The sequence below is a fragment of the Geotalea sp. SG265 genome (assembly GCF_022808985.1).
Classification (GTDB): Bacteria; Desulfobacterota; Desulfuromonadia; order Geobacterales; family Geobacteraceae; genus Geotalea.
Window position 1 is genome coordinate 75528 of sequence record NZ_JAKZFT010000008.1, and the last position, 24677, is coordinate 100204.

27 protein-coding genes are annotated in these 24677 nt (G+C 53.8%); 6 read left to right on the forward strand and 21 right to left on the reverse strand.

Annotated features, from left to right (window positions below):
* Nucleotides 1-22: 22 nt before the first annotated feature.
* Nucleotides 23-205, reverse strand: coding sequence for a helix-turn-helix domain-containing protein (locus tag ML541_RS11330; protein WP_243373019.1), 183 nt, complete (start codon nucleotides 203-205; stop codon nucleotides 23-25).
* 329 nt (nucleotides 206-534) lie between these two features.
* On the opposite strand from ML541_RS11330, the gene ML541_RS11335 reads away from it, so the two are divergent.
* From ML541_RS11335 to ML541_RS11345, 3 genes are all read left to right on the forward strand, one after another.
* Nucleotides 535-735, forward strand: a complete 201-nt coding sequence (locus tag ML541_RS11335) for a hypothetical protein (RefSeq protein WP_243373020.1) — start codon at nucleotides 535-537, stop codon at nucleotides 733-735.
* 195 nt (nucleotides 736-930) lie between these two features.
* Nucleotides 931-1815, forward strand: a complete 885-nt coding sequence (locus ML541_RS11340) for an ATP-binding protein (protein WP_243373021.1) — start codon at nucleotides 931-933, stop codon at nucleotides 1813-1815.
* A 368-nt stretch (nucleotides 1816-2183) separates the two neighbouring features.
* A complete protein-coding gene (locus ML541_RS11345) occupies nucleotides 2184-4910 on the forward strand; it encodes an EAL domain-containing protein (RefSeq protein WP_243373022.1) in 2727 nt (908 codons plus the stop codon).
* Between the two features lie 29 nt (nucleotides 4911-4939).
* On the opposite strand, the gene lpxC is transcribed toward ML541_RS11345, so the two are convergent.
* Together lpxC and asnS are read right to left on the reverse strand one after the other, a co-directional pair.
* Nucleotides 4940-5767, reverse strand: coding sequence for a UDP-3-O-acyl-N-acetylglucosamine deacetylase (gene lpxC / locus ML541_RS11350; protein ID WP_243373023.1), 828 nt, complete (start codon nucleotides 5765-5767; stop codon nucleotides 4940-4942).
* 192 nt (nucleotides 5768-5959) lie between these two features.
* Nucleotides 5960-7345: an asparagine--tRNA ligase gene (gene asnS, locus ML541_RS11355; RefSeq protein WP_243373024.1), complete on the reverse strand. Its 1386-nt coding sequence runs from the start codon at nucleotides 7343-7345 to the stop codon at nucleotides 5960-5962.
* A 96-nt stretch (nucleotides 7346-7441) separates the two neighbouring features.
* Here asnS and ML541_RS11360 point away from each other — a divergent pair, with 96 nt between their 5' ends.
* Nucleotides 7442-7816: a PDZ domain-containing protein gene (locus tag ML541_RS11360; protein WP_243373025.1), complete on the forward strand. Its 375-nt coding sequence runs from the start codon at nucleotides 7442-7444 to the stop codon at nucleotides 7814-7816.
* Nucleotides 7817-7832: 16 nt separating this feature from the next.
* Nucleotides 7833-8210, forward strand: coding sequence for a glutaredoxin domain-containing protein (locus ML541_RS11365; protein ID WP_243373026.1), 378 nt, complete (start codon nucleotides 7833-7835; stop codon nucleotides 8208-8210).
* 19 nt (nucleotides 8211-8229) lie between these two features.
* On the opposite strand, the gene ML541_RS11370 is transcribed toward ML541_RS11365, so the two are convergent.
* From ML541_RS11370 to hpnJ, 3 genes are read right to left on the reverse strand one after another with little or no spacing between them, the layout of a single operon-like run.
* Nucleotides 8230-8610, reverse strand: a complete 381-nt coding sequence (locus ML541_RS11370; RefSeq protein ID WP_243373027.1) for an EamA family transporter — start codon at nucleotides 8608-8610, stop codon at nucleotides 8230-8232.
* A complete protein-coding gene (gene hpnK, locus ML541_RS11375) occupies nucleotides 8603-9469 on the reverse strand; it encodes a hopanoid biosynthesis-associated protein HpnK (protein WP_243373028.1) in 867 nt (288 codons plus the stop codon). The genes ML541_RS11370 and hpnK overlap by 8 nt, the downstream gene beginning before the upstream one ends.
* A gap of 4 nt (nucleotides 9470-9473) precedes the next feature.
* Entirely contained in the window at nucleotides 9474-10904 is a 1431-nt protein-coding gene (gene hpnJ, locus ML541_RS11380) for a hopanoid biosynthesis associated radical SAM protein HpnJ (protein WP_243373029.1), read from the reverse strand.
* A 150-nt stretch (nucleotides 10905-11054) separates the two neighbouring features.
* Here hpnJ and ML541_RS11385 point away from each other — a divergent pair, with 150 nt between their 5' ends.
* Nucleotides 11055-11816, forward strand: coding sequence for a nucleoside phosphorylase (locus ML541_RS11385; RefSeq protein WP_243373031.1), 762 nt, complete (start codon nucleotides 11055-11057; stop codon nucleotides 11814-11816).
* A 12-nt stretch (nucleotides 11817-11828) separates the two neighbouring features.
* Here ML541_RS11385 and ptsP read toward each other — a convergent pair whose 3' ends face one another.
* The 15 genes from ptsP to ML541_RS11460 all read right to left on the reverse strand — a co-directional run bounded on the left by ptsP (nucleotide 11829) and on the right by ML541_RS11460 (nucleotide 24648).
* On the reverse strand, nucleotides 11829-13592 hold the full coding sequence (gene ptsP / locus ML541_RS11390; RefSeq protein WP_243373033.1) for a phosphoenolpyruvate--protein phosphotransferase: 1764 nt from the start codon (nucleotides 13590-13592) through the stop codon (nucleotides 11829-11831).
* Entirely contained in the window at nucleotides 13573-13839 is a 267-nt protein-coding gene (locus ML541_RS11395; protein WP_243373035.1) for an HPr family phosphocarrier protein, read from the reverse strand. Before ML541_RS11395 ends, ptsP begins: the two co-directional genes overlap by 20 nt.
* Before the next feature lie 27 nt (nucleotides 13840-13866).
* Nucleotides 13867-14262: a PTS sugar transporter gene (locus ML541_RS11400; RefSeq protein WP_243373036.1), complete on the reverse strand. Its 396-nt coding sequence runs from the start codon at nucleotides 14260-14262 to the stop codon at nucleotides 13867-13869.
* Between the two features lie 5 nt (nucleotides 14263-14267).
* On the reverse strand, nucleotides 14268-15125 hold the full coding sequence (gene rapZ, locus ML541_RS11405) for an RNase adapter RapZ (RefSeq protein WP_243373037.1): 858 nt from the start codon (nucleotides 15123-15125) through the stop codon (nucleotides 14268-14270).
* A gap of 1 nt (nucleotide 15126) precedes the next feature.
* Nucleotides 15127-16086 carry an HPr(Ser) kinase/phosphatase gene (gene hprK / locus ML541_RS11410; RefSeq protein WP_243373038.1) on the reverse strand — a complete coding sequence of 320 codons (960 nt, stop codon included), beginning with the start codon at nucleotides 16084-16086 and terminating at the stop codon, nucleotides 15127-15129.
* Nucleotides 16083-16553, reverse strand: a complete 471-nt coding sequence (locus ML541_RS11415) for a PTS sugar transporter subunit IIA (RefSeq protein WP_347710803.1) — start codon at nucleotides 16551-16553, stop codon at nucleotides 16083-16085. Before ML541_RS11415 ends, hprK begins: the two co-directional genes overlap by 4 nt.
* A gap of 8 nt (nucleotides 16554-16561) precedes the next feature.
* Nucleotides 16562-17107, reverse strand: coding sequence for a ribosome-associated translation inhibitor RaiA (raiA, locus tag ML541_RS11420; protein WP_243373040.1), 546 nt, complete (start codon nucleotides 17105-17107; stop codon nucleotides 16562-16564).
* Nucleotides 17108-17182: 75 nt separating this feature from the next.
* Nucleotides 17183-18631, reverse strand: a complete 1449-nt coding sequence (rpoN, locus tag ML541_RS11425; protein ID WP_243373041.1) for an RNA polymerase factor sigma-54 — start codon at nucleotides 18629-18631, stop codon at nucleotides 17183-17185.
* A gap of 68 nt (nucleotides 18632-18699) precedes the next feature.
* Nucleotides 18700-19440 carry an LPS export ABC transporter ATP-binding protein gene (lptB, locus tag ML541_RS11430; protein ID WP_243373042.1) on the reverse strand — a complete coding sequence of 247 codons (741 nt, stop codon included), beginning with the start codon at nucleotides 19438-19440 and terminating at the stop codon, nucleotides 18700-18702.
* Nucleotides 19421-19939 (reverse strand): lipopolysaccharide transport periplasmic protein LptA, encoded by a 519-nt coding sequence (gene lptA / locus ML541_RS11435; RefSeq protein WP_243373043.1) that lies wholly within the window; start codon nucleotides 19937-19939, stop codon nucleotides 19421-19423. The genes lptB and lptA overlap by 20 nt, the downstream gene beginning before the upstream one ends.
* A complete protein-coding gene (lptC, locus tag ML541_RS11440; protein WP_243373044.1) occupies nucleotides 19936-20511 on the reverse strand; it encodes an LPS export ABC transporter periplasmic protein LptC in 576 nt (191 codons plus the stop codon). The genes lptA and lptC overlap by 4 nt, the downstream gene beginning before the upstream one ends.
* A gap of 132 nt (nucleotides 20512-20643) precedes the next feature.
* Complete coding sequence (locus tag ML541_RS11445; RefSeq protein ID WP_243373129.1) at nucleotides 20644-21159, reverse strand: HAD-IIIA family hydrolase; 516 nt, start codon at nucleotides 21157-21159, stop codon at nucleotides 20644-20646.
* 32 nt (nucleotides 21160-21191) lie between these two features.
* Nucleotides 21192-22157, reverse strand: coding sequence for a KpsF/GutQ family sugar-phosphate isomerase (locus ML541_RS11450; RefSeq protein ID WP_243373045.1), 966 nt, complete (start codon nucleotides 22155-22157; stop codon nucleotides 21192-21194).
* Nucleotides 22158-22184: 27 nt separating this feature from the next.
* Nucleotides 22185-23003 carry a 3-deoxy-8-phosphooctulonate synthase gene (gene kdsA / locus ML541_RS11455; protein ID WP_243373046.1) on the reverse strand — a complete coding sequence of 273 codons (819 nt, stop codon included), beginning with the start codon at nucleotides 23001-23003 and terminating at the stop codon, nucleotides 22185-22187.
* Nucleotides 23004-23043: 40 nt separating this feature from the next.
* Nucleotides 23044-24648 (reverse strand): CTP synthase, encoded by a 1605-nt coding sequence (locus ML541_RS11460; RefSeq protein ID WP_243373047.1) that lies wholly within the window; start codon nucleotides 24646-24648, stop codon nucleotides 23044-23046.
* Nucleotides 24649-24677: the final 29 nt, after the last annotated feature.

The window sequence follows — 24677 nt, forward strand, 5'->3', positions numbered from 1 at the left end:
GCTTTTTCTGTCCCCCCCTTCATCAAATACCCGTCAGCTCCTGGATCTTCAAATCAAGATCGTCGCCGTTGACCCGGAGCACCGTCCCCCCTTTTTCCTCTGTTCTGATTACGCCTTCCGCGACCCATTCCAATATTCGCCCTTCATCGACGCCGAACTTGGCTGCTGCCTCTTCGAGGGTGTACCATGTCTTGATCAATGACATATGATCCTCCTATTGCTGATCTCCTCGGTATGTTTCTATTTACTTTCCTTTAGCCGATTGTCAATCTTTAGTGGAAGCCCCAGCATTAAATAAAACAAGGACAAGTTAATATAACGCCTTTTGAAATGTTAAAACCTGTTATTTCAAATAGTTACAGTGACAATAAAAATAAAACAAAAAGCCCATCCAAAGCAATAGCGATTCAAATAACACGACATTATAGACAACACCTTAATTTTTAACAGATTTTTTTGTTTTATTTCTTGCAATTGCCATGGCTTCTCTTTATAGTTTTATTAAAACCAAACAAAAAGAGAGGATATCACATCATGAATTGTCCGGTCTGTGGCAGCAATGAACATGTGGACATAGATTTACAGTCGGAAAGTTTCTACGAAGGGATACGGGAATGCACCGTCTGCGATTCTGTTTATGCCATAAATCACAACGTAGCCAACATCATAACGGATACCCAGGAGGATTCCTTCCTCGGCAACGCATCGCGACTTTCTTACAGTTTCGCAGCTTGAAAAAAGCAAATAAAAACACTTAAGCCCCGCAGGCAACAGCCGCGGGGTTTTTTTATGCAGGTCCGTCAAAAAGGGGACAGGTCATTTTTAATTTGACAGCTGATACCTCTAACGTATACAACTTCGTCGTTGCGCGACATAGTGTTCCGCCGCAACAGAAGCAAAACAGCCCAGCTAAGGAAGAGAGAACATTCTATGATGACCCTGAAACCGGAAGTTGTAGCACAACTGGAGCGCGTCCTTAGCTCAGTCGAGATGCTGCTGCCGAGAGCAATTGCCCCCATAGACTGGTCAGCCTGTTATGCTGCGAACTGGCGCCGACATTCCTTTTCAGGGTTTCTGGAGCCGGTACGGGTTACCGACACCACCACGCTGGAAGAGTTGCTGGGCGTGGAAAAGCAGAAGGAAATTCTGGTGAGCAACACCAGGCAGTTCCTTAAGGGACTGCCTGCCAACAACGCACTGCTCTGGGGATCGCGAGGCACCGGCAAATCCTCCATAGTCAAGGCACTGCTTAATGAGTACGCTGGACAGGGGCTGCGCATCATTCAGGTTGAAAAGGAAGATCTCGTCTATCTCTCGGATATTTTCACCCTGGTTCGTGAAGAGCCCTACCGCTTCATCCTTCTCTGCGACGACCTCACCTTCGAAGTGGGCGAGCTTAGCTATAAAATGCTCAAAAGCGCCCTTGACGGTTCGGTATATTCTTCACCGGAAAATGTGCTTATTTACGTAACATCCAATCGACGGCACCTCATTCCGGAATACGATTCGGACAAAATAGGGGGCAAATTCGTCAACGGCGAGTTACAGCAGAGCGAGGCAATGGAAGAGAAGATTTCCCTCTCCGATCGTTTCGGACTCTGGATACCCTTCCATGTGTTCACCCAGGAGCGATATCTACATGCAGTGCGCATGTGTGTGGAAAAACATGCTAAGGAGCGCCAGATGCAGATCCCTTGGACCAAGGAACTCGAAGAGGAAGCGATCCAGTGGTCCCATGACAAAAGCAAGCGCTGTGGGCGGACCGCCTTTCAGTTCTCCAAGAACTGGGTCGGCAAGCATCTGCTGGATAAATGAGCTTAAGCGAAAAGCCCGCTGCGAAGCGGGCTTTTTCATACCTGGGAAACATCACTTGTGGGAAACTTTGACAAAAAAATAGACTGCCAGCAAAAAGGGTAAAGATGAGAAGGCAGCCTCGAAGTTGCCCAGAAACAGCTGCCATGTACCGAAGGAAACAATGGAAAGTACGGCCGATATCAAAATCAGTGCGGATATTCTACCCATGGCACATAGTAGCTCTTTCCCGTAAATAATGTCCACGCTTTTACCCCCTCTTTTTGAAAAAATTAATTCTAAGGAAGCCTTTTTAACCTGCCAAGTGTGTGTTATTCTCCTGCAATCCTCAGGAGGACCTGCTCATTAGGAAATTGAGTCTGAAAATAACCATGGCTTTGGCAGTATCCGCGCTTTTCATCTGCTCCCTGGCGATACTGGCTTTCTTATCCATTTCTTACATGGAGGGCGAATACAAGCAGAGTATTGCCCGGCAGCAGTACACGCTGGTCTCCGCACTGGCCGAAAACGTGGACGACAAGCTGAGGATTGCTCAGAATGCCCTTGCTGCAGCCGCTGCAAATATCCCCCCCGATAAACTCAGGGAATCGGACAAGGCACAGCGATTCCTCGACGCCCAGTATTCCCTGCTGGCACTGTTCGATAATGCCCTTTTCATCTTTTCCCCCAAAGGGAGCATCATCGCCGAAAGCCCTTACATTGAGGGAAGGCGGGGGAGAGACATCTCCTTTCGCGACTATTACAAGGAAACGGTAAAAAGCGGCAAGCCGGTTATTTCAAGTCCGTATTTTTCCACCCACAATCCGGGCCAACCTTGTGTCATTCTAACTGTGCCCATCTTCGGCACAGACGGCAAGCTCACCGCCATATTTGCAGGAAGCTTCAACCTTCTCGGACAGAACTTTCTGGAGGATCTCTCCCATACCCGCATCGGTCAGACAGGCTACGTGTACCTCTTCGACAACCACCGGACCATCATCATCCATCCCGATAAAACCCGCATCATGCATCGGGACGTTCCGGTGGGAATCAACAGGCTTTTCGACAGGTCCATTGCCGGGTTCGAAGGAAGTGGAGAAACCCGCAACTCCAAAGGAATCGAGACCTTTTCCTCATTCAGGCATCTTAGGACCACCAACTGGATTCTTGCCGCAAGTTTTCCCATTGCCGAAGCCTATGCCCCTTTGAAAACCAACAGGATCTATTTCGTTACAGTCATGGTCGCCGGTGCGGCAGTGACCCTTATCCTTGTCTGGTTTCTCATGCAGCGCCTCACCGCCCCCCTGTCGGTCATCACCAGACATGTGGAAGCAGTGCCGAAAAAACCGGGAGTACACAATCTGATCGACCTGGACAGGAAAGATGAACTGGGAACACTGATCAAAGCATTCAACCGTATGGCCATTTCCCTCGACCAACATCAGAACGCCTTGCAGGAAAGCGAAAGCAACTTCAGAGCCCTGGCCGACAACGCCAACGATGGTCTGCACATTATCACCGGCAGCAACCGCCTGGCCTACGTCAACAGGAGAGCGGCGGAAATCATCGGCTACACCGTTGAAGAGATGCTCTTTGCCACCACTGAAAACATCGTCCATCCCGACCACCTGCCGGTGATGAAAGAGCGCACTATAAGAAAGGAGGCAGGAGAACCGGTACCCGAGCAGTTCGAAACGATGCTGGCTCACAAAGACGGCAGCTGCATCCCCGTCGAAGTCACGACCGCAAGAACTCTTTGGCAGGGGAAGCAGGCTGAACTTGCCATTGTCAGGGATATCACCGACCGAAAGAAGGCAGCAGTCGAAATCCAGCAGCTTGCCTATTACGATACCCTGACCGGGCTGCCGAACCGCTCGCTCCTCCATGACCGAATTAATCAGAGCATCGTTCAGGCAGTACGGTGCAACCGCAAGGTTGGCATCTTGTTTCTCGATCTCGACCGTTTCAAGGGTATCAACGATACGCTGGGGCACCTGGCAGGTGATGGTCTTCTGGCCGCTGTTGCCGAACGGCTGATGGGATGCATACGGGAAACCGATACGGTTGCCCGCATCGGCGGAGATGAATTTGTCATTATCATTCCCGCCCTTGAACACACAGAAGATCTGAGCAAGGTAGCGGAAAAAATTCTCGCGGTCATCTCCAAGCCCCTGGACTTGAAAGGGAAGGAGATTTTCATCACTGCCAGCATGGGCATTGCCGTATACCCTGACGATGGCAACGATGTCTACGGACTGCTCAAGAATGCCGACTTCGCCATGTACCAGGCCAAGGATCAGGGGAAAAATGCCTTCCAGTATTATTCACAGGAATTAAATGCCCAGGCGCTGGAGCACCTCATGCTGGAAAGCGATCTGCGCCGGGCACTGGAACGGAACGAATTCGTCATCTATTATCAGCCACAAATGGACCTGAACATAGGGCGGGTTGTAGGAATGGAAGCGCTGCTTCGCTGGCAGCACCCGGACTTGGGGCTGCTCCCCCCATCCAGGTTTATCTCCTTGGCGGAGGAAACAGGTCTGATCCTGCCCATCGGCGAATGGGCCCTTGAGACCGCATGTGCCAAGGCCAGGAAGCTGCTGGATATGGGATTAACGCAGCTCCGGGTGGCGGTAAACTTTAGTGGGAGCCAGTTCCGGCAGAAAAGGTTCGTGGAAATGGTTGAAGCGGTGTTGCAGAAAACGGGCCTGACGCCTCTCCAACTGGAGCTGGAATTGACGGAGAGCATGATCATGTCCAACGCGGAAGAAAACACCAACGTCCTGCGCAAACTGAAGGAGATGGGGGTAAGCCTGGCCATCGACGACTTCGGTACCGGCTATTCCTCCCTGAGCTACCTTAAGCACTTCCCCATAGACAGGGTGAAGATAGACCAGATGTTCATACGTGACGTGCCGGACAGTGCCGATGACAGCGCCATTGTCAGTGCTATAATTGCCATGGCCCACAATCTGAATTTGAAAGTAACTGCGGAAGGAGTGGAAAACATGAATCAGCTGGAATTCCTCTGCTCCAGGAATTGCAATGAGATACAAGGTTACGTGCTCTCGGCACCGTTGTCCGAAGTGGAATTAACCAGGTTCCTTTGGGGAGCATAACAACAGGTCGATCATCCGGTGAAAAACCATTAGTAAACGGCGTAGTTGTCAGGATCCGAGAATACTTGGCGCAGGAAGAGATTGTTCAGGTAATGTCCCGTTTTGTGCGCCTCCACCTTGCCAAGAAGGCGATACCCGCAGGTGTAGAAGTCGCCGATCAGGTCGAGTATCTTGTGGTTCACCAGTTCCTTCTTGTAACGAAGCCCCTGGGGATTGACGATGCTGTCGCCACCGATGACGACGGCATTTTCCAGCGACCCCCCTTTGGCCAGTCCCGCCTTTTTGATGGCCTCTATCTCTTCATGCAGGACGAAGGTCCGGGAGTTGACAATGGAGATTGCATTTTCCACGTCCATGACCCGCTTGCGCTGTTTTCCAACCGGCGGGCGAAACTCGATGGTCATGGTGATGTCCAGGGTATTCAGCGGTTTGACCTTGACAAAGGCATCGTTGTGGCAAACCTCGACCGGGCGGACAATTTTCAGATAGACTCCCGACTCGGGAAATTCGTAGATTCCGGCACGCCAGAGTTCGTGGTAGAACTCCCAGGCCGAGCCGTCCATGATCGGCACTTCGGGACCGTCAATGTAGACCAGACAGTTGGTGATGCCGGAAAAATAAAAGGCGGCCATGAGGTGCTCGATGGTGGCGACGGATGCCTCCCCCGCAGCAACCTGTGTGGAAAGCCGGGTGTCGGCGACCATGTCGTAGCGGGCAGGAATGAACTGACCATTGAAGATAAAAGCAATGCCGAATTCCCGCCGGGGCAGAAATTCCATGGTAACCTCACGGCCGGTATGTAAGCCAATGCCGGAGAGCTTGAAAATGCGATTTATGGTGGTCTGACGTTTAATCATGGTAAATAAAAAGACCTTTCCTGGAATTCGGTGGCAGTCCCTGCCGCCGATCGCAACTGGGGAAAGATACAAAAAAATCCGGCTTTTTGAAAGAAAAAAGGCACCGGGTGTCGGACCTCGGTGCCTTTATGCCGGCTAAACAATTCTGATCTCCGGCTTGCCTGGACGATTGCCGCGGCTTACTTGGCGTTCTCAAAACTCGGCATGCCGGGGGGTGCGCGGAAAGGGAATCACGTCCCGGATATTTTCCATTCCCGTCAGGTACATGAGGAGGCGTTCGAATCCCAGACCAAAACCGGCATGGGGGCACGAACCCCAGCGGCGGCTGTCCAAATACCACCACAGCCCTTCTTCGTTGATGCCAAGCTGCCCCATCCGCTCAAGGAGCAGATCAAGCCGCTCTTCTCGCTGACTGCCGCCGATTATCTCCCCCACCTTCGGCACCAGCAGGTCCATGGCCGCTACCGTCCTGCCGTCATCATTCTGCCGCATGTAAAAGGCCTTGATGTCCCGAGGGTAATTTATGAGGAAAACCGGCCCACCCACAACCTGCTCGGTTATGTATCGCTCGTGTTCGGACTGCAGGTCCAGCCCCCATTCCACCGGAAAGGCGAAGGGAACCGTCGCTTTCTTCAGGTGATCTATCGCTTCCGTGTATTCCATTACGGCGAACGATGACGATGCCACGGCCTCGATCCTCTGCAAAAGCCCATTGTCGATTTGATCGTTGAAAAAATTCATATCCTCCGTGCAGTTGTCCAGCACGTGACGACAGAGAAACTTGAGGAATTCCTCAGCCAGGGCCGCATCGGCCAATAGATCGGCAAAGGCCATTTCCGGCTCGATCATCCAGAACTCGGCCGCGTGACGCGCCGTATTGGAATTCTCGGCCCGGAAGGTGGGACCAAAGGTGTAGATATCGGAGAATGTCTGGGCGAAGAGTTCCCCCTCCAGCTGACCGCTGACAGTGAGCCCGGTGGCCTGGGCAAAGAAGTCGCCGGAATAATCCACCTCTCCCCTGTCAAGGGGTGGTTTTGCCATATTGAGCGTTGTGACGCGGAAGAGCTCCCCTGCCCCTTCACAATCATTGGCAGTAATGATAGGGGTATGGACATAGAGGAATCCGCGCTCGGCAAAGAAGCGGTGAATGGCCTGGGCAAGGGAGGAGCGCACCCTGAAGACGGCACCGAAGGTATTGGTGCGGGGCCGCAGATGGGCGATGGTGCGCAGGTACTCGAAGCTGTGGCGCTTCTTCTGCAACGGGTAGGTCTCGTCTGCGGTGCCGACTATCTGGATTTCTCCGGCGGCTAGTTCGTATCTCTGGCCTGCAGCGGGTGATTCCCGCAAAACGCCCCGCGCAACCAATGCACTGCCGGTGCTGAGATGGCTTACCTGCTGGTAATTGGCAAGGCCAGGTTCGACGACTACCTGCAGATTCGCCATGCACGAGCCGTCATTTACGGCAAGAAAGGTTATCTCCTTCCCCGCACGTACCGTCCGCACCCATCCCTTGACCAGGATTTTCCCCCCCGCTTCTGCCGCAGCCAGCGCGTCACGTACCCTGATTCTGCCATTCATGCCATTTCTCCCCTATGCATAATGGTAAAGCATACCGCAAACCCTGCAGTTATCCATTGTTGACAGTTCCAGGGCTCGGAGTATATTTTAGCTCGTATGCTCAAATCAATAGCCATCACCATATCCCTGTTCATCCTTGGGGCCTTTCCAGCCCTGGCAGCTAACTCCGCCACCAATTTCGGCGGTACAGGCATAGACGGCGTACCCTGGGCCAGTGGCCAGATTGTGGTCCGCCAGATGGTGAGGGGAGGACCAGCACATCTGGCCGGGATGAAGGTCGGAGATATCATCACCCACATTGACGGCAAACCCACGGAGGGAGGCGATTTCCGGGACATGGTCGAGCACCGCCTGCGCGGCGTGGCCGGCACCCAGGTAACCCTCAAGGTCCGCAGGCCCGGCATCGCTAAAGCTTTCACCTTCCATCTCACCAGGAGACAGCTGCTGATGCAAAAAACAAAGGGGAAATAAGAGAGGAGGCACTGCCATGGGAATGGTCGTCAGAATCCTCATCGTGTTTGCTTTATGGTGCATTGCCGCAACCAGCCAGGCTGCCACAGAAGAAGGTCTCCAGAGCCCCCTGAAACCGCCTGCAGGTGCCCGTCAGAAGTACCCGAAGATCGTCCTCTACTCTGTTTCCTGGTGCCCCCACTGCAAGGAGGCAAAGGAGTACCTGACCAGGAACAATATCCCCTTCATCAACAGGGATGTGGAAGTTGACAATGCGGCCATGAACGACCTTACAAAGAAATACAAGAGCCAGGGGGTGCCGGTGATCGTCATTGGCAATGACGATGCCATTCTCAAGGGCTTTGATCGGCAGAAATTCGAAAAAGCAGTGAAGGATGTGCAGAAAAGAAGATGACGTCTCTTGAAATCGTCTCTCAGCTGCCGCCGCTCTTGGTGATGAGCATGACGCCGAAGCAGACGAGGACGGTACCGGCCCAGCGCATGGGGGTAACCGTTTCGTGGAGAAAATACTGGGAGAGAAAGGCGACCAGCACGTAATTCAACGCCTGCATGGGAAGCGCCACGGAAAGGTCCTCCCAGGAAAGCACCGCCAGCCAGAGAAAGAAGAATACCGCCAGCATGGTCGTGCCGATGATCAGTTTGGGCGTCGTCAATGCCTGAATGGCCACGTTGAGGATGCCACGCAGATTCATGGCGGAAATGTCCCCCAGCTCCTTCATCCCCTTCGCCAGCAGAATATCACCGATAGTGCCGGCCGTTATGGCCATGAGCATAACAATTATCGTCTTAAGCATAAGCCTTCTTTTCTCCCCGGTAGTTGCGCAGGGTAATGCCCAGCGTCTTCAGCTTTTCTTTCACCGTCAGGCTCGTCAGAGCCGCCAGCTCCCCTTCATGCAGGTAATCGGGCATCCACTTCTTAAGCTCCTGGCATGGATAGCTGCCGGGATGGAAATAAATTTCCGAAAGCCCAGTCTGGAGCCGTTCCAGTGCCTTCAGCAGGTATCCCTCGGTCATCCGGCCCGAGTTGAGCAATCCCTTAACCTCACCGGCAAATGAAATCCGGCGCATTTCCAGTTCCGGTCTGCAGCGTTTTGCCAGGGAAGCAAAAATGAAGGCATCAGCTGCCTTGCCAAGCAGCCTCTGTCGATCGACAGCGATATTGTCTATAAAGCGCTCGCGACTCAGGCGGAAGGTGGTAATGCCGTATTTGGGCATCAGCTGCAGCAGGATATCAAAGACCACCGGATGCATGTGAATATTGAGATGACCGTCGATATGAGAAAGGGGGAGCCCCGTAGTCAGGAATTTTTCGATCTGCGCCTCGATTTCCCGGGTCAGCTGCTTGCGCAAGGGCTTGAGGAAAAAATAGCGCATGCCCGCCAGGGCCGGGTCATTGGTAAAATTCCCATCACGGTCCACCAGCGTTGGAAAACCCGAATGTTTCGCCACGGCCCTCCCCTGCACCAGGGTCAGATGCAATCCTACCTGCAATTCCGGATTGGCCTTGGCGAGAGAGACCGCTTCCTCGAAGGCGATACCGCCGACCATGAGGGAGGCACTGGTGAGTATACCCTCCTGCCACGCCCGGATTATGCCGCGGTTGGCGCCGCTGGAAAGGCCGAAGTCATCGGCATTGATGATGAGCTCTTTCATCGGGCTATTTGCAGCCCTGGGCAGCCTGCTTGCGCTTACGCATGTAGTTCAGGTACTGGCGACCTTCCTTGAGGAGCTTGCGCCGCTCTTCGCTGTTGACTATCATCCGGCCGATGCTGCGCAGAATGTACTTGGGGCGGAAGTAGAATTTATCATAGAAGAGCTCCACCGCATCGAAGATTTCCTTGTTGGAAAGATGGGGATAGTTGATGACGCAGGTCTGGTGGCCTGTTTCGTCAAGGAAGGCATCGGAGGTGATCCACCCTTCCTTCTTGCAGAGCTCATAAAACTCCGTGCCCGGATAGGGTGAAGCGAGGGATGCCTGGATGGAATTAAGATCAAGGGCCTTGGCGTATTCGATGGTTTCACGAATCGTTGCCCTGGTTTCCCCGGGGAGCCCCATAATGAAAGCACCATGGACGGAAAGGCCGAGTTTTTTGCAGTTGCGGGTAAACTCGATGGCCTGGGCCTTGGTCACCCCTTTCTTGATGTTCTTGAGGATCTGCTCGTTGCCAGTTTCATAGCCGACCACCACATGGCGCAGCCCTGCATCGCGCATGATGCGAAGGGTTTCGTAATCGCAGTTTGCCCGGGCATTGATGGTCCAGGAAATACCCAGCGGCTTGATCTTTTCCGCCACGGCTCGGGCGTGCTCCCGGTTGGCGGTAAAAGTATCGTCATCGAAGGAAATTTCCTTGACGCCGGGGACATTCTCCACGATCCATTTCACTTCCTGATAGACATTTTCGGCGCTCCGCACCCGCATGGCCCTTCCGGAAAAGGTCTGGGGCCAGAGGCAGTAGATGCACTTCGACGGACAGCCGCGGCTGGAGTAGATGGAAACGTAGGGATGCTTGAAATGAGGGATGATGTACTCATTGACAGGCAGGTCGCGCATGTAGACCTGGCTGGCAAAGGGCAGGGCGTCCAGGTCCTGGATTGGCGGACGGTCAGGGGTGCTGATCGTTTTGCCGTCCCGGATGAAGGTAATGCCATCCACGCTCTCCCATGCCCTCCCCTCGCACAGTTCCTTGGTGGAGTAGTCGAATTCCCCGCGGCAGACGATATCCACAGCTCCCGCGGCAAACTGGAGCGATTCCTCCGGCAGAACCGACACATGTGGACCGGCCAGAACAGTAACGATGGATGCTTTCTGTGCCTTGATTCTCCGTGCCGTTTCCACATCAATGGCCAGGGTAGGTGTAGAGGTATACATGACTACCATATCATAATCGAGGGCGATCTTCAGGCAGTCCTCCAGGGTCAGCCGTTGCACGGGTGCATCAACTACGCGGCTGCCGGGAATCATGCCCGCAGGGTAACAGAGCCAGGTGGGGTACCAGAAGGAGGTTACCTCACGGGAGGCCTGGTACCTGGCGCCTGCACCGCCATCGAAATCTTCGAAAGTGGGGGGATTCAAAAATAACGGTTTCATCAAGAACTCCTGTCACTCTGCCAAGTACGTAAAAACAAACGGCTAGGATATAGATAGGTGACCCTGTTGTCAAGATTAAAGCCCCTCCCCTCTTTCCTGTTGCCGGACCGGGGAATCTCTGCTACCTTCCCGGCGACAGGGGGAACAGGAATGACCATTTCGACCATCGGACTTATCGCTGCCATGCCGGAAGAAATCAAGCCGTTGTTGAGGCGTATCGGCACCTATGAAAAAGAGCAGAAGGAAACCTTCGAGCTGTACCGCTTCGTTGTGGGAGATAAAAAGGTGATGCTCATCCGTTCCGGCATGGGAGCCAGACATGCCACTGCAGCGACCAGGTCGCTCGTTGCCGCAGCAATCCCCGATATTATCCTCAATTTCGGCTTTGCCGGGGCAATAACTGCCGGACCCGACGTGGGAGACCTTGTCCTGGCCGAACGGGTATTCAGTTACGATGGTAGCAGCTTTACGCAGGGACCAACACCGTCTGCATCCCTGGTGGACAGCATGGAGCGACTGACTGCGAGCGACACAGCAGGTAGCAGCCTTTTCCGGGGCACCTTCGTTACGACTCTGAAGATAACAGAGAAACGCACCCTGGCCAAGGTCCTGCCCGACCACTGCCCTTGTCCGGCAGTGGAAATGGAAACGGCAGCCGTTGCCGCAGAGGCTGGGGCGGCCGGTATTCCTTTTGCCGCCATGCGTGCCGTTAGTGACGCGGCCGACGAGGAACTCGGCTTCAGCCTCGACGAATTCACTGACGGCGACATGAACATCCGCATGACGAAGGTTCTGGCAACGGTTGCAAGAAAACCGGGAATCATCCCCCAACTGCTGAGACTGGCAGGAAACTCCCGTACCGCCGGCGAAAGACTGGCGAAAGGGATGGAGGCATTCATAAGGGGAGTGTGAGGAAAAAAAGGATTAGTCGAAGCTGTCGGAAAAACGGGCAGCGATGACGCTTTTCAGATAGGATTCCGCTTCCTGTGCGGTGGCGTAGGTCATGGCGCGGGCGGCAACCGCCTCTGCTTCCTTTCTGGTGCAGCGGCGAAGGATATTCTTCACCCGGGGAATGGAAACGGCATTCATGGAAAGCTCATCGAAACCGAGTCCAAGGAGTATGGGCAGGTATTCAGGGTCCCCTGCCATCTCGCCGCATATGCAGGCCTCGATTCCCGCACCGTGGGCGGCATCCACGACCATTTTCAGGGACCTGAGTACCGCCGGGTGCAACGGCTCGTATAGGGACGAAAGATGTTCATTGGTGCGGTCGATGGCCAGAGAATACTGGATGAGGTCGTTGGTGCCGACACTAAAAAAATCCACCTCCCGGGCCAGAAGGTCCGCAATGATCACCGCAGAAGGAATTTCGATCATGATGCCGACCAGAATATCTTCGTCGAAGGGGATGAATTCACTCCTCAGCTCCTGCTTGACCTCCTCGACGATGGCCTTTGCCCTTCTTACCTCGTCGATACCGGAAATCATGGGGAAAAAAACCCGTGTCTTGCCATGGGCGCTGGCCCTCAAAATGGCGCGCAGCTGCGTCCTGAAAGCCTGCGGCTGCATGAGCGAAAGGCGGATTGCCCTGACCCCCAGAGCGGGATTCGCCTCATCCCCCAGGTTCAGATCGTTTAAAACCTTGTCCCCCCCCACGTCTAGCGTGCGGATAGTCACCGGATTAGGGGCCATTTTCCTTATGATCTCGGCATAAGCGGCGAACTGCTCTTCCTCGTCAGGCAGATTATTCCGGTTGAAGAAAAGCATTTCGGTGCGATAGAGGCCAATTCCTTCAGCCCCATGCCGTCTTACGGAAGGGACCTCTTCCACGATCTCAACATTGGCCTTCAGACTCATGGCAAAGCCATCGAGAGTAACGGCAGGAAGATCCTTCAGCTTGAGCAGTTCGCGCTCGACATATTCGTAATGCTGCTTGCGGCGAAGATAATCCCGGAACGTGTCCTGGTCGGGGTTGAGAATGACGGTGCCGGTTGAACCGTCGATGATGATGGTAACATCCCCATCCACCATGCCGGTGATGCGCTCCATCCCCACAACGGCAGGTATCTCCATGGCGCGGGCGAGAATCGAGGTATGGGACGTTTTCCCCCCCATTTCGGTGATGAAACCAATGGCCTTGGTCTTGTCCATCTGGAGGATGTCCGATGGCGAGAGATCGTGAGCAACGACGATAACCTTGCCCTCCAGGCCCGTGAGCGGTTCGTGTCTTTGTCCGACCATGTTGCGCAAAATGCGCTCGACTACCGTCTCCACGTCGGCGCCCCGTTCACGCAGATATTCGTCCTCAATGCCGCTGAATAAACTCTTCAGCCGGTGCAGAGTTCTTTTGAGCGCCCCTTCCGCATTGATGCCTTCCTTTTCAATCAGTGCCGATGTCTCTTCCACCAGCATGGCATCCTGGAGAAGGAGCAAATGGGTATCGATGTGGTGGATATGTTCATCACCACCGTTGGCCGATATGGTCTCCTTTACCCCCTCCAGTTCAATTCGGGCCATTTCCAGTGCCGTTTTCAGGCGATCCAGCTCAAAAGGAATCTCGTGCTCTTTTACCGTTGTTTCCACGACGGCAACACGTGCCCTGTCGGCAATCTTTGCCTGACCTATGGCAATGCCAGCAGAGACGCCGATTCCCTTCAAAATCATGTTGTCAATCTTCGCCGAAACCATTTCTTACGAGATCTCCGAGGGTCTCCATAGCCTCCCCCTCGTCACTGCCGTCAGCTCTGACGCGGATGACACTCCCTTTTGCCGCTGCCAGCATCATGATACCCATGATACTTTTGCCGTTGACTTCGATACCTTCCCTCTCAATCCTGATGTCCGACGCAAAGCGGCTGGCGGTCTTGACGAAGAGCGCCGACGCCCTGGCATGGAGACCAAGCTTGTTGACAATGGTTAATTCCTGCTCGAGCATGTTTGATGATCCCTCTTTCCGGTACCGCTACTTCTTCAGATACTCCCCGGCAACGGTAATACTCTCCAGGCCGCACTCCTTGAGTTTTTCGGCCAGCTCCGCAACACCCCATTTTTTTCGTTCTGTGGCAAACTTTATGACCATTGGCAGATTAACGCCGGTCAGGACCTCCACCTTGTTCTCCTCCAAAAATGAGAGACTGACATTGGAAGGAGTGCCGCCGAACATGTCGGTCATGATAATAACCCCTTTCCCCGATAGTTTGCCGATGGCACCCCTGATGTCGGCCATAATGCCGTCCACTTTGGCGTCGGCCTTGATACCGATGGTCTCTGCCATGTCAATCTTTCCCACTATCATTTCCGCAGCCGCAAGCAGCTCTTCTGCCAAGCCTGCATGGGTAACCAACAGTAATCCGATCATGATTTTCAGCCCTTTTCCATATCCCGATGGGACGCTTTCAGGTTCAATTGTTGCCGCTTTAAAAACTCTTTGATCTCTTCGGTGATGACCACCGACCGGTGCCTGCCCCCGGTACAGCCGATGGAGATTGTAAGATACGATTTGCCTTCACGCCGGTAGCCGGGCAAAAGAAACTCCAGGAGGTTCTTGAATCGGGCCAGGAACTCACCGGTCTCCTCATGCTTCAGCACGTACTCCCTGACCTTGGGGTCGAGCCCCGAGTACTGCTTCAGCTCGGGAATGAAGTAGGGATTGGGAAGAAACCGCACATCCATGACCAGGTCAGATTCGAGTGGTATGCCGAATCGATAGCCGAAGGATTGCAGGTGTACGGTCATATCCCGCCCCCCTACCCCCCCTTTGACCAGGGTTATGACGAGGTCTTTGAGCTGATGAACATTCAATTCCGAGGTATCGATGATCTGGGTGGCAAGGCTGCGCAGGCCTGCAAGCTGTTGCCGCTCGAAGCGAATCCCCTCCGGGACGGAACCGCTATCGCTGGCAGGATGGCGTCTTCTCGTCTCGGAAAAGCGCCTGATGAGGACTTCGTCTGTGGCATCGAAAAAAAGGATATCGACCAGGTGCCCTGCTTCAGTTATCTCCTGGAAAACCTTCTCAAAGCCCTTGTTGAAGTCTCTGCCGCGGATATCCATCACCAGTGCCACATCCCGAATACGTTCCTTGGCATTGTCCACCAAGTCGACAAAGGTGGGGAAAAGAGCCACGGGGAGGTTGTCCTGGCAGAAAAAGCCCTCGTCTTCCAGGGCACGGACAGCCGTCGATTTACCGGAACCAGAAAGCCCGGTAATGATGAGAATGCGCATCTTATTCCACCTCGTTGCCCAACGGTCTGACATCCATGCGGGCAAGGAGCTTTTCGTGGAAATCCCTGGCGGAATAATAGCCCATACCCTTAAGGAGGAAATTTCTGGCTGCCACTTCAATGATGGAGGTAAGGTTCCTTCCGGGACGGACCGGTATCATCAGGTGGGGGAGTTCGACCCCCAGAATGGTATACACACGGTCGTCGATTCCCAAGCGGTCGTATTCCTGTTCGGGGTCCCAATCGACCAGCTCCAGCACCATGTCGATGATCTTCTTCTCCCGGATGGAGGAAACACCATAGAGGTCTTTGATGTTGATGATGCCCAATCCCCTGATTTCCATGTGATACTGGATCGTTTCCGCAGCCTGGCCGACCAGGGCAGCCGGCATCTTCTTTTTCACATGGATGATATCATCCGCCACCAGCCGATGTCCACGGATGACCAGGTCCAGTGCGCATTCGCTCTTGCCGATGCCGCTTTTACCCAAAAGGAGGACCCCCACCCCGAGGACATCCACCAGGACTCCGTGGATGTGGGTGGTCGGTAAAAGGGTTTCCTCGAGAAATTTGGTAATCAGCGAAATAAACGTCGAAGACTGGTGGGGCGTTCCCAGCAACGGAATGCCGGCATCCTCGGCTGCCTTTTTAAGAAATCCGGGGGGGTTGAGCCCCTTGGTGACAATAAAAGAGGAAATGGGAAAGGTGCACAGCTTTTCGATGTAGAGGACGGCTGACTCCTCAGGAATCTGCCTCAGATATGATATTTCCGTATTGCCCAAGACCTGGAGGCGGTCCGGGTGGAGATGTTCGGTATATCCGGTCAGAGCCAGACCTGGTTTTTGTATCCTCGAACTATACAGCCTGTGGGAAAGACCTTTTTCACCCGCAAAGAGCTTCAGATCCAGACCGTAAACCTTGTCATCAAGAAGGTCTTTAATGGAAAGGCTGATGGTGTTCAATAGCTGCTATCCTGTTCCTTGATTACATTATAGACTGCGGCTGCGTCCGGTGCATCAAGCAGCTTCCTGCGGGTGGTCGGATCTTTGAGGATTCGGGAAATACGGGCCAGCATTTTCAAATGTTCGCCCACAGCCTGATCTGGAGCGACAAGAAGAAAAAAGAGCTGCGCCGGCCTTCCATCGAGCGAGTTGAAATCGACACCGGGAAGGCTGCGACCGAAGACCAGCATCAGCTCCTTTGCGTTTTTTACCTTACCGTGAGGAATGGCAACACCGTCTCCGATACCGGTGCTGCCAAGCCTTTCACGTTCAAGCAGAATTTTCAGCAAGTCCGCCAGGCTGATTTCGGGCTGCCGCAAGGCGACTCGTGCCGCCAGTTCCGCCAAGGCTTCTTCCTTTGTACCAGAGACGAGATCGGGAATAATGTCTTCAGGTGAAAGGAATCTTGTTATGGTGATCCTCCCCACAGTGGCGGCTACTCTTTGTTCGGTTCAATCAGGCCGTAGTTGCCATCCTTGCGACGATAGATCACGTTGATGTTTTCCGTAGCCGCTTCCGTATAGACCAGGAAATCCTTGTGCAGCAGATCCATCTGCATGACCGCTTCTTCCACTGACATGGGCTTCAAGGAAAAGGTCTTGGTCCTGATGATGACCGGTTCCTTCTGCTGTTCGATGCTTTCGGCCTCGACAATGCTTTTCTGGACGATCCTTTCACGGGTGTCGGTGGAAGGCTTATGGGCCTTGATCCGCTCCTTGTAGCGGCGCAGCTGACGCTCGATTTTGTCCACAACTGCATCGATGGCCGCATACATGTCGTTTGTTTCCTCGGCAGCCTTGATGGTAATACCCTTGGCAGTAATGGTCACGTCTGCAGAGTGACGGATCTTTTCAACGGTAAGGAATACCTGGGCCACTATGGGCTCGTCGATATATTTTTTTACCCTTTCCAGTTTTTCTTCTGTGTAGCTTTTCAGGGCGTCGCTCGGGTCCATATGCCTGAATGTCGTGGTGATCTGCATAAAAGTTACCTCCTGTCGTTTATTATAAGCAAACGCCGGTCTCTGCAATCCGGACATCTGCAATCGGCCACGAAGCTAAAAATGTTTTTTTCTTTCGGACGATGAGCCGATACGCAACATCTCCCTGTATTTCGTAACGGTACGCCTGGCAATGTTTATGTTATGGGCAGCCAGAAGCTCGGCAAGGCGCTGGTCGCTGTAAGGCTTTCGCTGGTCCTCCGCGTCCACGATCTCTTTGATCTTGTTCTTGACGCTTTCCGAAGCGATGAAGTCACCTTCATTGGTGGAAATGCCACTGTTGAAGAAATATTTCAGCTCGTAAAGCCCTTGGGGCGTTTGCATATACTTATTGGTCGTCACCCGGCTGATGGTGGATTCATGCATGCCGATATCCTCGGCAATATCCCGCAACACCAATGGCCGCAGGTATTCGATGCCCTTGTCGAGAAAATCCCTTTGGAATTTCACAAGGCTCTTAGCCACCTTGTACACAGTGCGTTGCCGCTGCTGAATGCTTTTGATCAGCCATAATGCGGAGCGCATCTTATCGTTGATGTAGGCTTCTGCCTTGGCGTCTGCGTTTACCCCGGCCTTTTCTTCAGTATTGTAGTAAAGCGGGTTGATGCGCAGATTTGGCAGACCTTCGTCGTTCAGCACAACGACATATTCTTCCCCGATCTTGTAAACGAAAATGTCGGCCGAGATATACTGGACATCATCCTGGCCGAATAGGCGGCCCGGCTTCGGGTCAAGACCGGCGATTATCCGGGTTGCCGCGAGAATATCGTTGACCTCGACCCCCAGTGCCCTTGCCGCCTGCTTATATTTGCGCGCCTCAAGATCCTTGAGGTGGTAGGTCAAGAGAGACTCCACCAAGCTTCCCCCAATACCCAGAGCTTTGACCTGAAGGAGAAGACATTCCCCCAGATCACGGGCAGCAACACCGGCAGGATCGAATTCCTGAATCCGCTTCAGCGCCCCTTCCACAGTGGATTCGTCGGTGCCGCAGACGGCGGCCACCTCACCAATGGAAGCACGGAAGTAGCCGTCCTCATCTATGTTACCGATTATTTCAGTGCCTATCTGCATCTCCTCATCCGTAAGCCTGGTCAGGCTCAGCTGCCACATGAGGTGATCGAACAAGGTGCTTTTCTTTGTCAGCAGGTTTTCGAACGAGGGGCGTTCCTCGTCGTCATAATACTGTTCGCCCGCACTATAATTATAACCGTCCAGATAGGATTCCCAGTCCATCTCCTTGGTTTCCTCGCCGGCGGTTACTTCCTGAAATTCGCTGACGGGCGCCTCTGGCTCCGGTTCCTTCTCATTCAGTTCGAGCTGCTCAACCTCCTTGGTTTCTTCAGCCTCAGCTATTTCATCCAGAAGCGGGTTTTCCTCAAGTTCCTGGCGGACCACGTCCTGCAGCTCAAGCCGGGACAGCTGGAGGAGTTTTATTGCCTGCTGCAGCTGGGGAGTCATAACCAGTTGCTGGCTCAATTTCATCTGTTGGCGCATCTCAATGGCCATAACTATTTACACCTTTGCACTGATGGAGTGCTGCTTTTGAAATGTCCACTGTCAGAACGGCACCAGGCCTAAAGCCTGAATTTGTCACCTAGGTAGAATTCGCGGGCTTTCTTGCTCTCGGCGATGTGAATCGGGTCGCCGTATTCCAGCACCTCGCCCGCATTCAGGATGTATGCCTTGTCGCAAACGCCGAGGGTTTCGCGCACATTGTGATCGGAGATGAGAACACCCAGTCCTTTGGACTTGAGCACAGTAATGATGTTCTGTATGTCGATCACGGCAATGGGATCGATTCCGGCAAAAGGTTCATCAAGCAGGATGAATCCCGGTTCAGTGGCCAGCGCCCTGGCTATTTCCACCCTGCGACGCTCGCCGCCGGAGAGGGCGAACCCCTTGCTCCTGGCGATATGGGTAATACGGAATTCCGAGAGCAGTTCGTCAGCTCTCGCCCGGCACTGGTTTTGGGTCAATTTCATCGTTTCCAGTACAGCGAGTAAGTTTTCTTCGACTGTCAGCTTGCGGAAGACTGATGGCTCCTGGGGAAGATAGCTGATCCCCTTGCGAGCCCTCAGATACATTGGCTCTTCAGTGATATCCTCGCCGTTCAGGAAAACCTTTCCGCCATCGGGACGGCAGAGACCCACCATCATATAGAAGGTGGTCGTTTTCCCGGCGCCGTTCGGCCCCAGAAGGCCGATCACTTCTCCGGAAGCAACCTGAAGATCGACTCCATTGACAACAGTGCGGCCGCTGAAGCTTTTTTTCAGGTCCCTGCTATTGAGGATATTCTCAGGGTTTTGGGTTGCCATCTTTCCCTTTGCCCCTGGGATGGATCTCGGCTTCTACCCGTCCTTCCGCACCATCGCCACCACCGGTGACAACACTTCTCTGTTCTTCCACGAAATAGGTAATGACCCTGCCGGAGACGACATTGTTGCCCTGATAGACTTTCGGGGATCCGTCGAAAACAATCTTGCCCGCCTTGTTGTCATACACGGCATGCCCTGCAGCAGCCTGCCGGTCCCCCTGGATAACCCGGACATTGCCGCTCGCCTCTACGGCGTCCACATCCCGTTCTTTTTCCGAATATTTGATGACCAGCCTGTCGGCATAAATGGTCATGTCCCCCTGTCGGGCCGCGACCTTGCCGACAAAGGTGGCTGTCCTACCAGCAGTATCGGTAAAAAGCTCGTTGGACTTTATTTTTATAGGCTGATTGCTTTTCAGCCCATCCGAGACACCGGCTGCAATAACGGTAGCCGCAAAGAGCGGCACTATTGCAGATGCGAAAGAAATTTTACCGATCACTTGCCGTGCCCACTTTTTATGTCTGCCGATACATCCTTCATTATCTTCAGATCCCGTGTTGCGACATTCAGCTCCATGCCGACGCCACTTAAATCGATTCTGCCGTCGATGAACCTTACTGGATCGTTTGTCCTGATAAGGGCTCTATCGGCAAGATAGCATGCTCTTTCCGATGAAAAGTGCATGCCCGAATCGCTTGTGGCTACAACATTTCCTGAAAGATGCACATCCTTGGTTTCACTGTTGTAATCTGCCTGATCGGCAGTAAGGGTAACACTCCCTACCCCGGCTTCCGCAGCCAGGACCAAGCGAACTGCTTTGAGGCGAAAGGCTTCCTTTTTTCTATCGAAAAGGGCCTGAGCAGCAAACAGATCCCACTTTTTGGCCCCATTTTTCACTTCGCTGTAGTGTACATTCTGCAGCGCCATTTCCACATTACGGGGCAGGGGCTCCAGCTTGCGAGGCTGCGAGTTTCGCTGCTCGACCTTCAGCATGACGGTAACAATCAGGGAAACACCAGCCAGAACGATGGCAGTGGCAAGAAAAAGCCTGATTTTCTTCTGTCTCGACATAATTCACCGGAAGTATAGCATCATAAAAAATAGCTGTAAAGCGCTTTGTGGCGGGCGATTATAATTTGGCATGGAGATTGAAAAAGGAGGAAAAAATCGGGAAGTGGTCAAGACAAAAAAACTGGGGCAGGATTATTTGTAGTAGCGCTCGGTAATTTCATCCCATACCCCCTGCTCTTTGAGGAGAAGGTCGCACACCTCGCGGACGGCACCCCATCCTCCACGGTTTTGGGTTACGAAATGGGCGTGTGGAATAACCTCGGCCACGGCATCTGCTGGGGCAGCAGCAAAGCCGGCACGCCTCATTACCGGGATATCGATCACGTCGTCTCCGACAAAGGCAACTTGGGCATGGTCGAGGCCGGTGGTCTCCAAAATCTTCAGGTACGGTGTCAGCTTGTCCAGGCACTTCTGGTAAACGATGCCGATCCCCAGCTCCGCCGCGCGGTTGACAACAACCTTCGATTCGCGGCCGGAAATGATCCCCACCTCCACCCCTGCCCTCTGCACCATTTTGATACCGTGACCGTCCTTGACGTTGAAGAATTTGCTTTCGATACCGTTGGAGTCAAAAATGATGCGGCCGTCGGTCATAACCCCATCCACATCGAGAAGGAGCAGCCTGATATTTTTCAGCCGGTCGGTCAAAGAGAGCGGTTCTACCATGAATAGGGATCCTTCTAGGCGATGCCTGCCTTCAGCAGGTCGTGAAGATGAACGATCCCCACAGGGGTCGCACCATTGTGTTCGAAAACGAAGAGTGAGGTGATGGAAAACTGCTCCATCTGCTGGAGCGCCTTGGCAGCAAGTTCCGAGCGCTTTATGCGTTTTGGGTTTTTGGACATGAGCTGCTCCACGGGGAGATTAATGATATCCAGCCCCTTTTCCAGAGCCCGCCGCAAGTCACCGTCGGTAATAACGCCGGTCAAGACACCGGAACCGCCAACAACGCCGGTAATGCCAAGCCCCTTTGAAGTGATGACGAACAGCGCCTCACGCATCAGGGTCCCCACCGGTACCAGGGGAACCGCGTCCCCCTGATGCATGATGTCTTCCACCTTCAGAATCAATTTTTTCCCCAGCGCTCCGCCCGGATGAAAAAGGGCAAAATCTTCCGCCTTGAACCCCCGCTCCAGCAGGAGCGCCACAGCAAGAGCGTCACCCATGGCGAGCGTGGCGGTTGTGGAAGCGGTAGGTGCCAGGCCCAGTGGACACGCTTCCTCTTTTACGGAAATATCGAGAAAAACATCCCCGGATTTGGCAAGGCTCGATGTTGGATTGCCGGTCATGGCCACAATATCCGCGCCGATGCGTTTGATGATGGGCAGGATACGCACCACCTCTTCAGTTTCGCCGCTGTTTGAAATGGCTATGACCACATCCCCCTTGATGATCATCCCCAGATCGCCATGGATACCCTCCGCCGGATGCAGAAAAAAGGCCGGTGTGCCCGTGGAGGCCAGGGTGGAGGCGATCTTCTGACCGATAAGCCCCGACTTGCCCATACCGGTAACTACGACCCTGCCGCGGGAAAAACGAATCAGATTCACCGCTTTTTCAAAATCGCCGTTTATATTATCGGCCAGCGCCAGCAGCGCTTCGGCCTCAATGCGAAAGACATTTCTTGCTGCTTCCAGAATACTCATATGTTCTTTCTCAAGCCTGGCAGTCCTTTATTTGACGATGGCGTCGATCGCCTTCAGTTTTTTCAGCAAGGCCGGAAGATCGTCCAGCTTCACTGAATTGGGGCCGTCGCAGAGGGCTTTTTCCGGATCTTCATGCACTTCCATGAAGATGCCGTCGATGCCGGTTGCCACCGCCGCCCTCCCCAGATATTCCACGAATTCGCGCTGTCCTCCCGAGGAGCCACCAAGTCCCCCCGGCAGCTGTACGCTGTGGGTCGCATCGAAAATAACCGGGTAGCCCAGTTGCCTGAGGATGGGGAAACTGCGCATGTCCGAAACCAGGTTGTTATAGCCGAAGGAGACCCCTCGCTCGGTGAGGATGACGTTGTCGTTACCGGTGGAAACAGCCTTGCCCACCACGTTTTCCATATCCCAGGGGGCCAGGAACTGCCCTTTTTTGATGTTGATGACCCGACCACTATTGGCCGCAGCGACGAGCAAATCAGTCTGCCGGCAGAGAAAAGCCGGAATCTGCATGACATCGAGCACCTCGGCGGCAGGCTCCACCTGCTCGATGGAATGGATATCGGAAAGGACCGATACCCCCAAGGACTCCTTGACCTTTTTCAGAATCTTCAGTCCCTCCTTCATGCCGGGACCGCGGAAAGAATTGACCGAGGTACGGTTTGCCTTGTCGTATGACGCCTTGAATATGAGGGGAATGGAGACGCCGTTGCAGATGGTCATGAGACGCTCGGCACAGCGCAGGGTCGCAGCTTCGTTTTCAATGACGCACGGACCGGCCACAAGCACCAGAGGCCGATTGCCGCCTATTTTGATCGAACCGACGGAAATTTCCTTAACCATGTCTCTATCCTTTGGGGCACTTTATGCGTGCCGTGTTTGTCTACACTTTTTTATTCTGCAGAGCAGCGGCTACGAACGCCTTGAAAAGAGGATGGGGATTGAGCGGCTTGGATTTGAACTCCGGGTGAAATTGGCAGCCGACAAACCAGGGGTGATCCGTTATTTCCACTATTTCAACCAGATCACCCTCCTTATAGATGCCCGACAGGACAAGCCCTTTTTCCACGAGGATATTCCGGTTTTTATTATTGAATTCGTAACGGTGGCGGTGACGTTCGGATATCTCCAGGGTGCCGTAGGCTTTCTGGGCAAAACTCCCTTTGGCCAGAGTGCAGGGATAGGCCCCCAGACGCATGGTTCCGCCCTTGCGGCTGACCCCTTTCTGCTCCTCCATGAGATGGATGACCGGGTTCAGGCAGTCAGGCTTGAATTCGCTGGAAAAGGCATCCTCAAGGCCGCAGACGTTGCGGGCATACTCCACCACCGCCATCTGCATCCCCAGACATATGCCGAAAAATGGAATCTTCCTCGTCCGGGCAAACTCAATGGCCTTGATTTTTCCTTCGGTCCCCCTCTCACCAAAACCACCTGGTACCAGGATGCCGTCCACATCCTCCAAAAGGCCGTCGATCCCTTCCTGCTCGATTTTTTCCGAATCGAGGTAGGTAAGATGCACCCGGCAGTCATTGGCAATGCCCCCATGGGTCAAAGCCTCGGAGAGGGACTTGTACGACTCGGTCAGGTTGACATACTTGCCGACAATGGCGATACGCACCTTGCCCTTGCTGGGATTCATCAGTTTTTCGACCACTTGTTGCCATGGGGTCAGATCCGGAGCCTTGGTCCAGATGTTGAGTTTTTCCACCACCTGTTCATCCAGCCCTTCCCGGTGCAGTGCCAGCGGCACAGCGTAGATATGCTCCGCATCCTGGGAGGTTATGACCGCCTTTTCTTCCACATTGCAGAAGAGGGCGATCTTTGCCTTCATGTCCCGGGGCAGGTCCTGTTCGCAGCGGCAGATGAGGATGTCGGGCTGGATACCGATCTCCCGCAGCTCTTTCACCGAGTGCTGGGTCGGCTTCGTCTTCAGTTCGTCGGCGGTCTTGATGAACGGCACAAGCGTAACATGGAGATACAGGACGTTGGCCGCGCCGCGGTCTGCCTTGAACTGGCGGATAGCTTCGAGAAAAGGGAGCGATTCGATGTCGCCGACCGTTCCGCCGATCTCGATGATAGCAATGTCGGACCCTTTGGCGTTCTCGATGATCTTTGACTTTATTTCGTCGGTAATGTGGGGGATGACCTGGACCGTTCCCCCCAGGTAGTCACCCCGCCGCTCCTTCTCAATGACGGAAAAATAGACCTGACCGGTGGTGAAGTTGCTCTTTTTCGACAGGCGGGCGGAGGTGTAGCGTTCGTAATGTCCCAGGTCCAGGTCGGTCTCCGCACCGTCGTCAGTAACGAAGACTTCGCCATGCTGAAACGGAGACATGGTTCCCGGATCCACGTTGATGTAGGGGTCGAGTTTCTGATGGGTAACCCTGAGGCCTCGGGATTCAAGCAGTGCACCCAAAGAAGCGGCGGCGAGCCCCTTGCCGATGGAGGAGACAACGCCGCCGGTCACAAAAATAAATTTGGTTTTCATCGCAGTAACTCCTGTAAAATCTTGGGGGA

Bases quoted from the DNA above. Each gene is read 5' to 3' on its own strand.
- ML541_RS11450 (WP_243373045.1), bottom strand. From the start codon at position 22,157: ATGAGTATTCTGGAAGCAGCAAGAAATGTCTTTCGCATTGAGGCCGAA.
- ML541_RS11385 (WP_243373031.1), top strand. From the start codon at position 11,055: ATGACCATTTCGACCATCGGACTTATCGCTGCCATGCCGGAAGAAATC.
- rpoN (WP_243373041.1), bottom strand. From the start codon at position 18,631: ATGGCCATTGAGATGCGCCAACAGATGAAATTGAGCCAGCAACTGGTT.
- hpnK (WP_243373028.1), bottom strand. From the start codon at position 9,469: ATGAAAGAGCTCATCATCAATGCCGATGACTTCGGCCTTTCCAGCGGC.
- ML541_RS11400 (WP_243373036.1), bottom strand. From the start codon at position 14,262: ATGATCGGATTACTGTTGGTTACCCATGCAGGCTTGGCAGAAGAGCTG.
- ptsP (WP_243373033.1), bottom strand. From the start codon at position 13,592: ATGGTTTCGGCGAAGATTGACAACATGATTTTGAAGGGAATCGGCGTC.
- rapZ (WP_243373037.1), bottom strand. From the start codon at position 15,125: ATGCGCATTCTCATCATTACCGGGCTTTCTGGTTCCGGTAAATCGACG.
- lpxC (WP_243373023.1), bottom strand. From the start codon at position 5,767: ATGATTAAACGTCAGACCACCATAAATCGCATTTTCAAGCTCTCCGGC.
- ML541_RS11360 (WP_243373025.1), top strand. From the start codon at position 7,442: ATGCTCAAATCAATAGCCATCACCATATCCCTGTTCATCCTTGGGGCC.
- ML541_RS11365 (WP_243373026.1), top strand. From the start codon at position 7,833: ATGGGAATGGTCGTCAGAATCCTCATCGTGTTTGCTTTATGGTGCATT.
- ML541_RS11345 (WP_243373022.1), top strand. From the start codon at position 2,184: ATGGCTTTGGCAGTATCCGCGCTTTTCATCTGCTCCCTGGCGATACTG.
- ML541_RS11395 (WP_243373035.1), bottom strand. From the start codon at position 13,839: ATGCTCGAGCAGGAATTAACCATTGTCAACAAGCTTGGTCTCCATGCC.
- ML541_RS11370 (WP_243373027.1), bottom strand. From the start codon at position 8,610: ATGCTTAAGACGATAATTGTTATGCTCATGGCCATAACGGCCGGCACT.
- asnS (WP_243373024.1), bottom strand. From the start codon at position 7,345: ATGAATGGCAGAATCAGGGTACGTGACGCGCTGGCTGCGGCAGAAGCG.
- ML541_RS11335 (WP_243373020.1), top strand. From the start codon at position 535: ATGAATTGTCCGGTCTGTGGCAGCAATGAACATGTGGACATAGATTTA.
- kdsA (WP_243373046.1), bottom strand. From the start codon at position 23,003: ATGGTTAAGGAAATTTCCGTCGGTTCGATCAAAATAGGCGGCAATCGG.
- ML541_RS11460 (WP_243373047.1), bottom strand. From the start codon at position 24,648: ATGAAAACCAAATTTATTTTTGTGACCGGCGGCGTTGTCTCCTCCATC.
- ML541_RS11340 (WP_243373021.1), top strand. From the start codon at position 931: ATGATGACCCTGAAACCGGAAGTTGTAGCACAACTGGAGCGCGTCCTT.
- ML541_RS11330 (WP_243373019.1), bottom strand. From the start codon at position 205: ATGTCATTGATCAAGACATGGTACACCCTCGAAGAGGCAGCAGCCAAG.
- hpnJ (WP_243373029.1), bottom strand. From the start codon at position 10,904: ATGAAACCGTTATTTTTGAATCCCCCCACTTTCGAAGATTTCGATGGC.
- raiA (WP_243373040.1), bottom strand. From the start codon at position 17,107: ATGCAGATCACCACGACATTCAGGCATATGGACCCGAGCGACGCCCTG.
- lptC (WP_243373044.1), bottom strand. From the start codon at position 20,511: ATGTCGAGACAGAAGAAAATCAGGCTTTTTCTTGCCACTGCCATCGTT.
- lptB (WP_243373042.1), bottom strand. From the start codon at position 19,440: ATGGCAACCCAAAACCCTGAGAATATCCTCAATAGCAGGGACCTGAAA.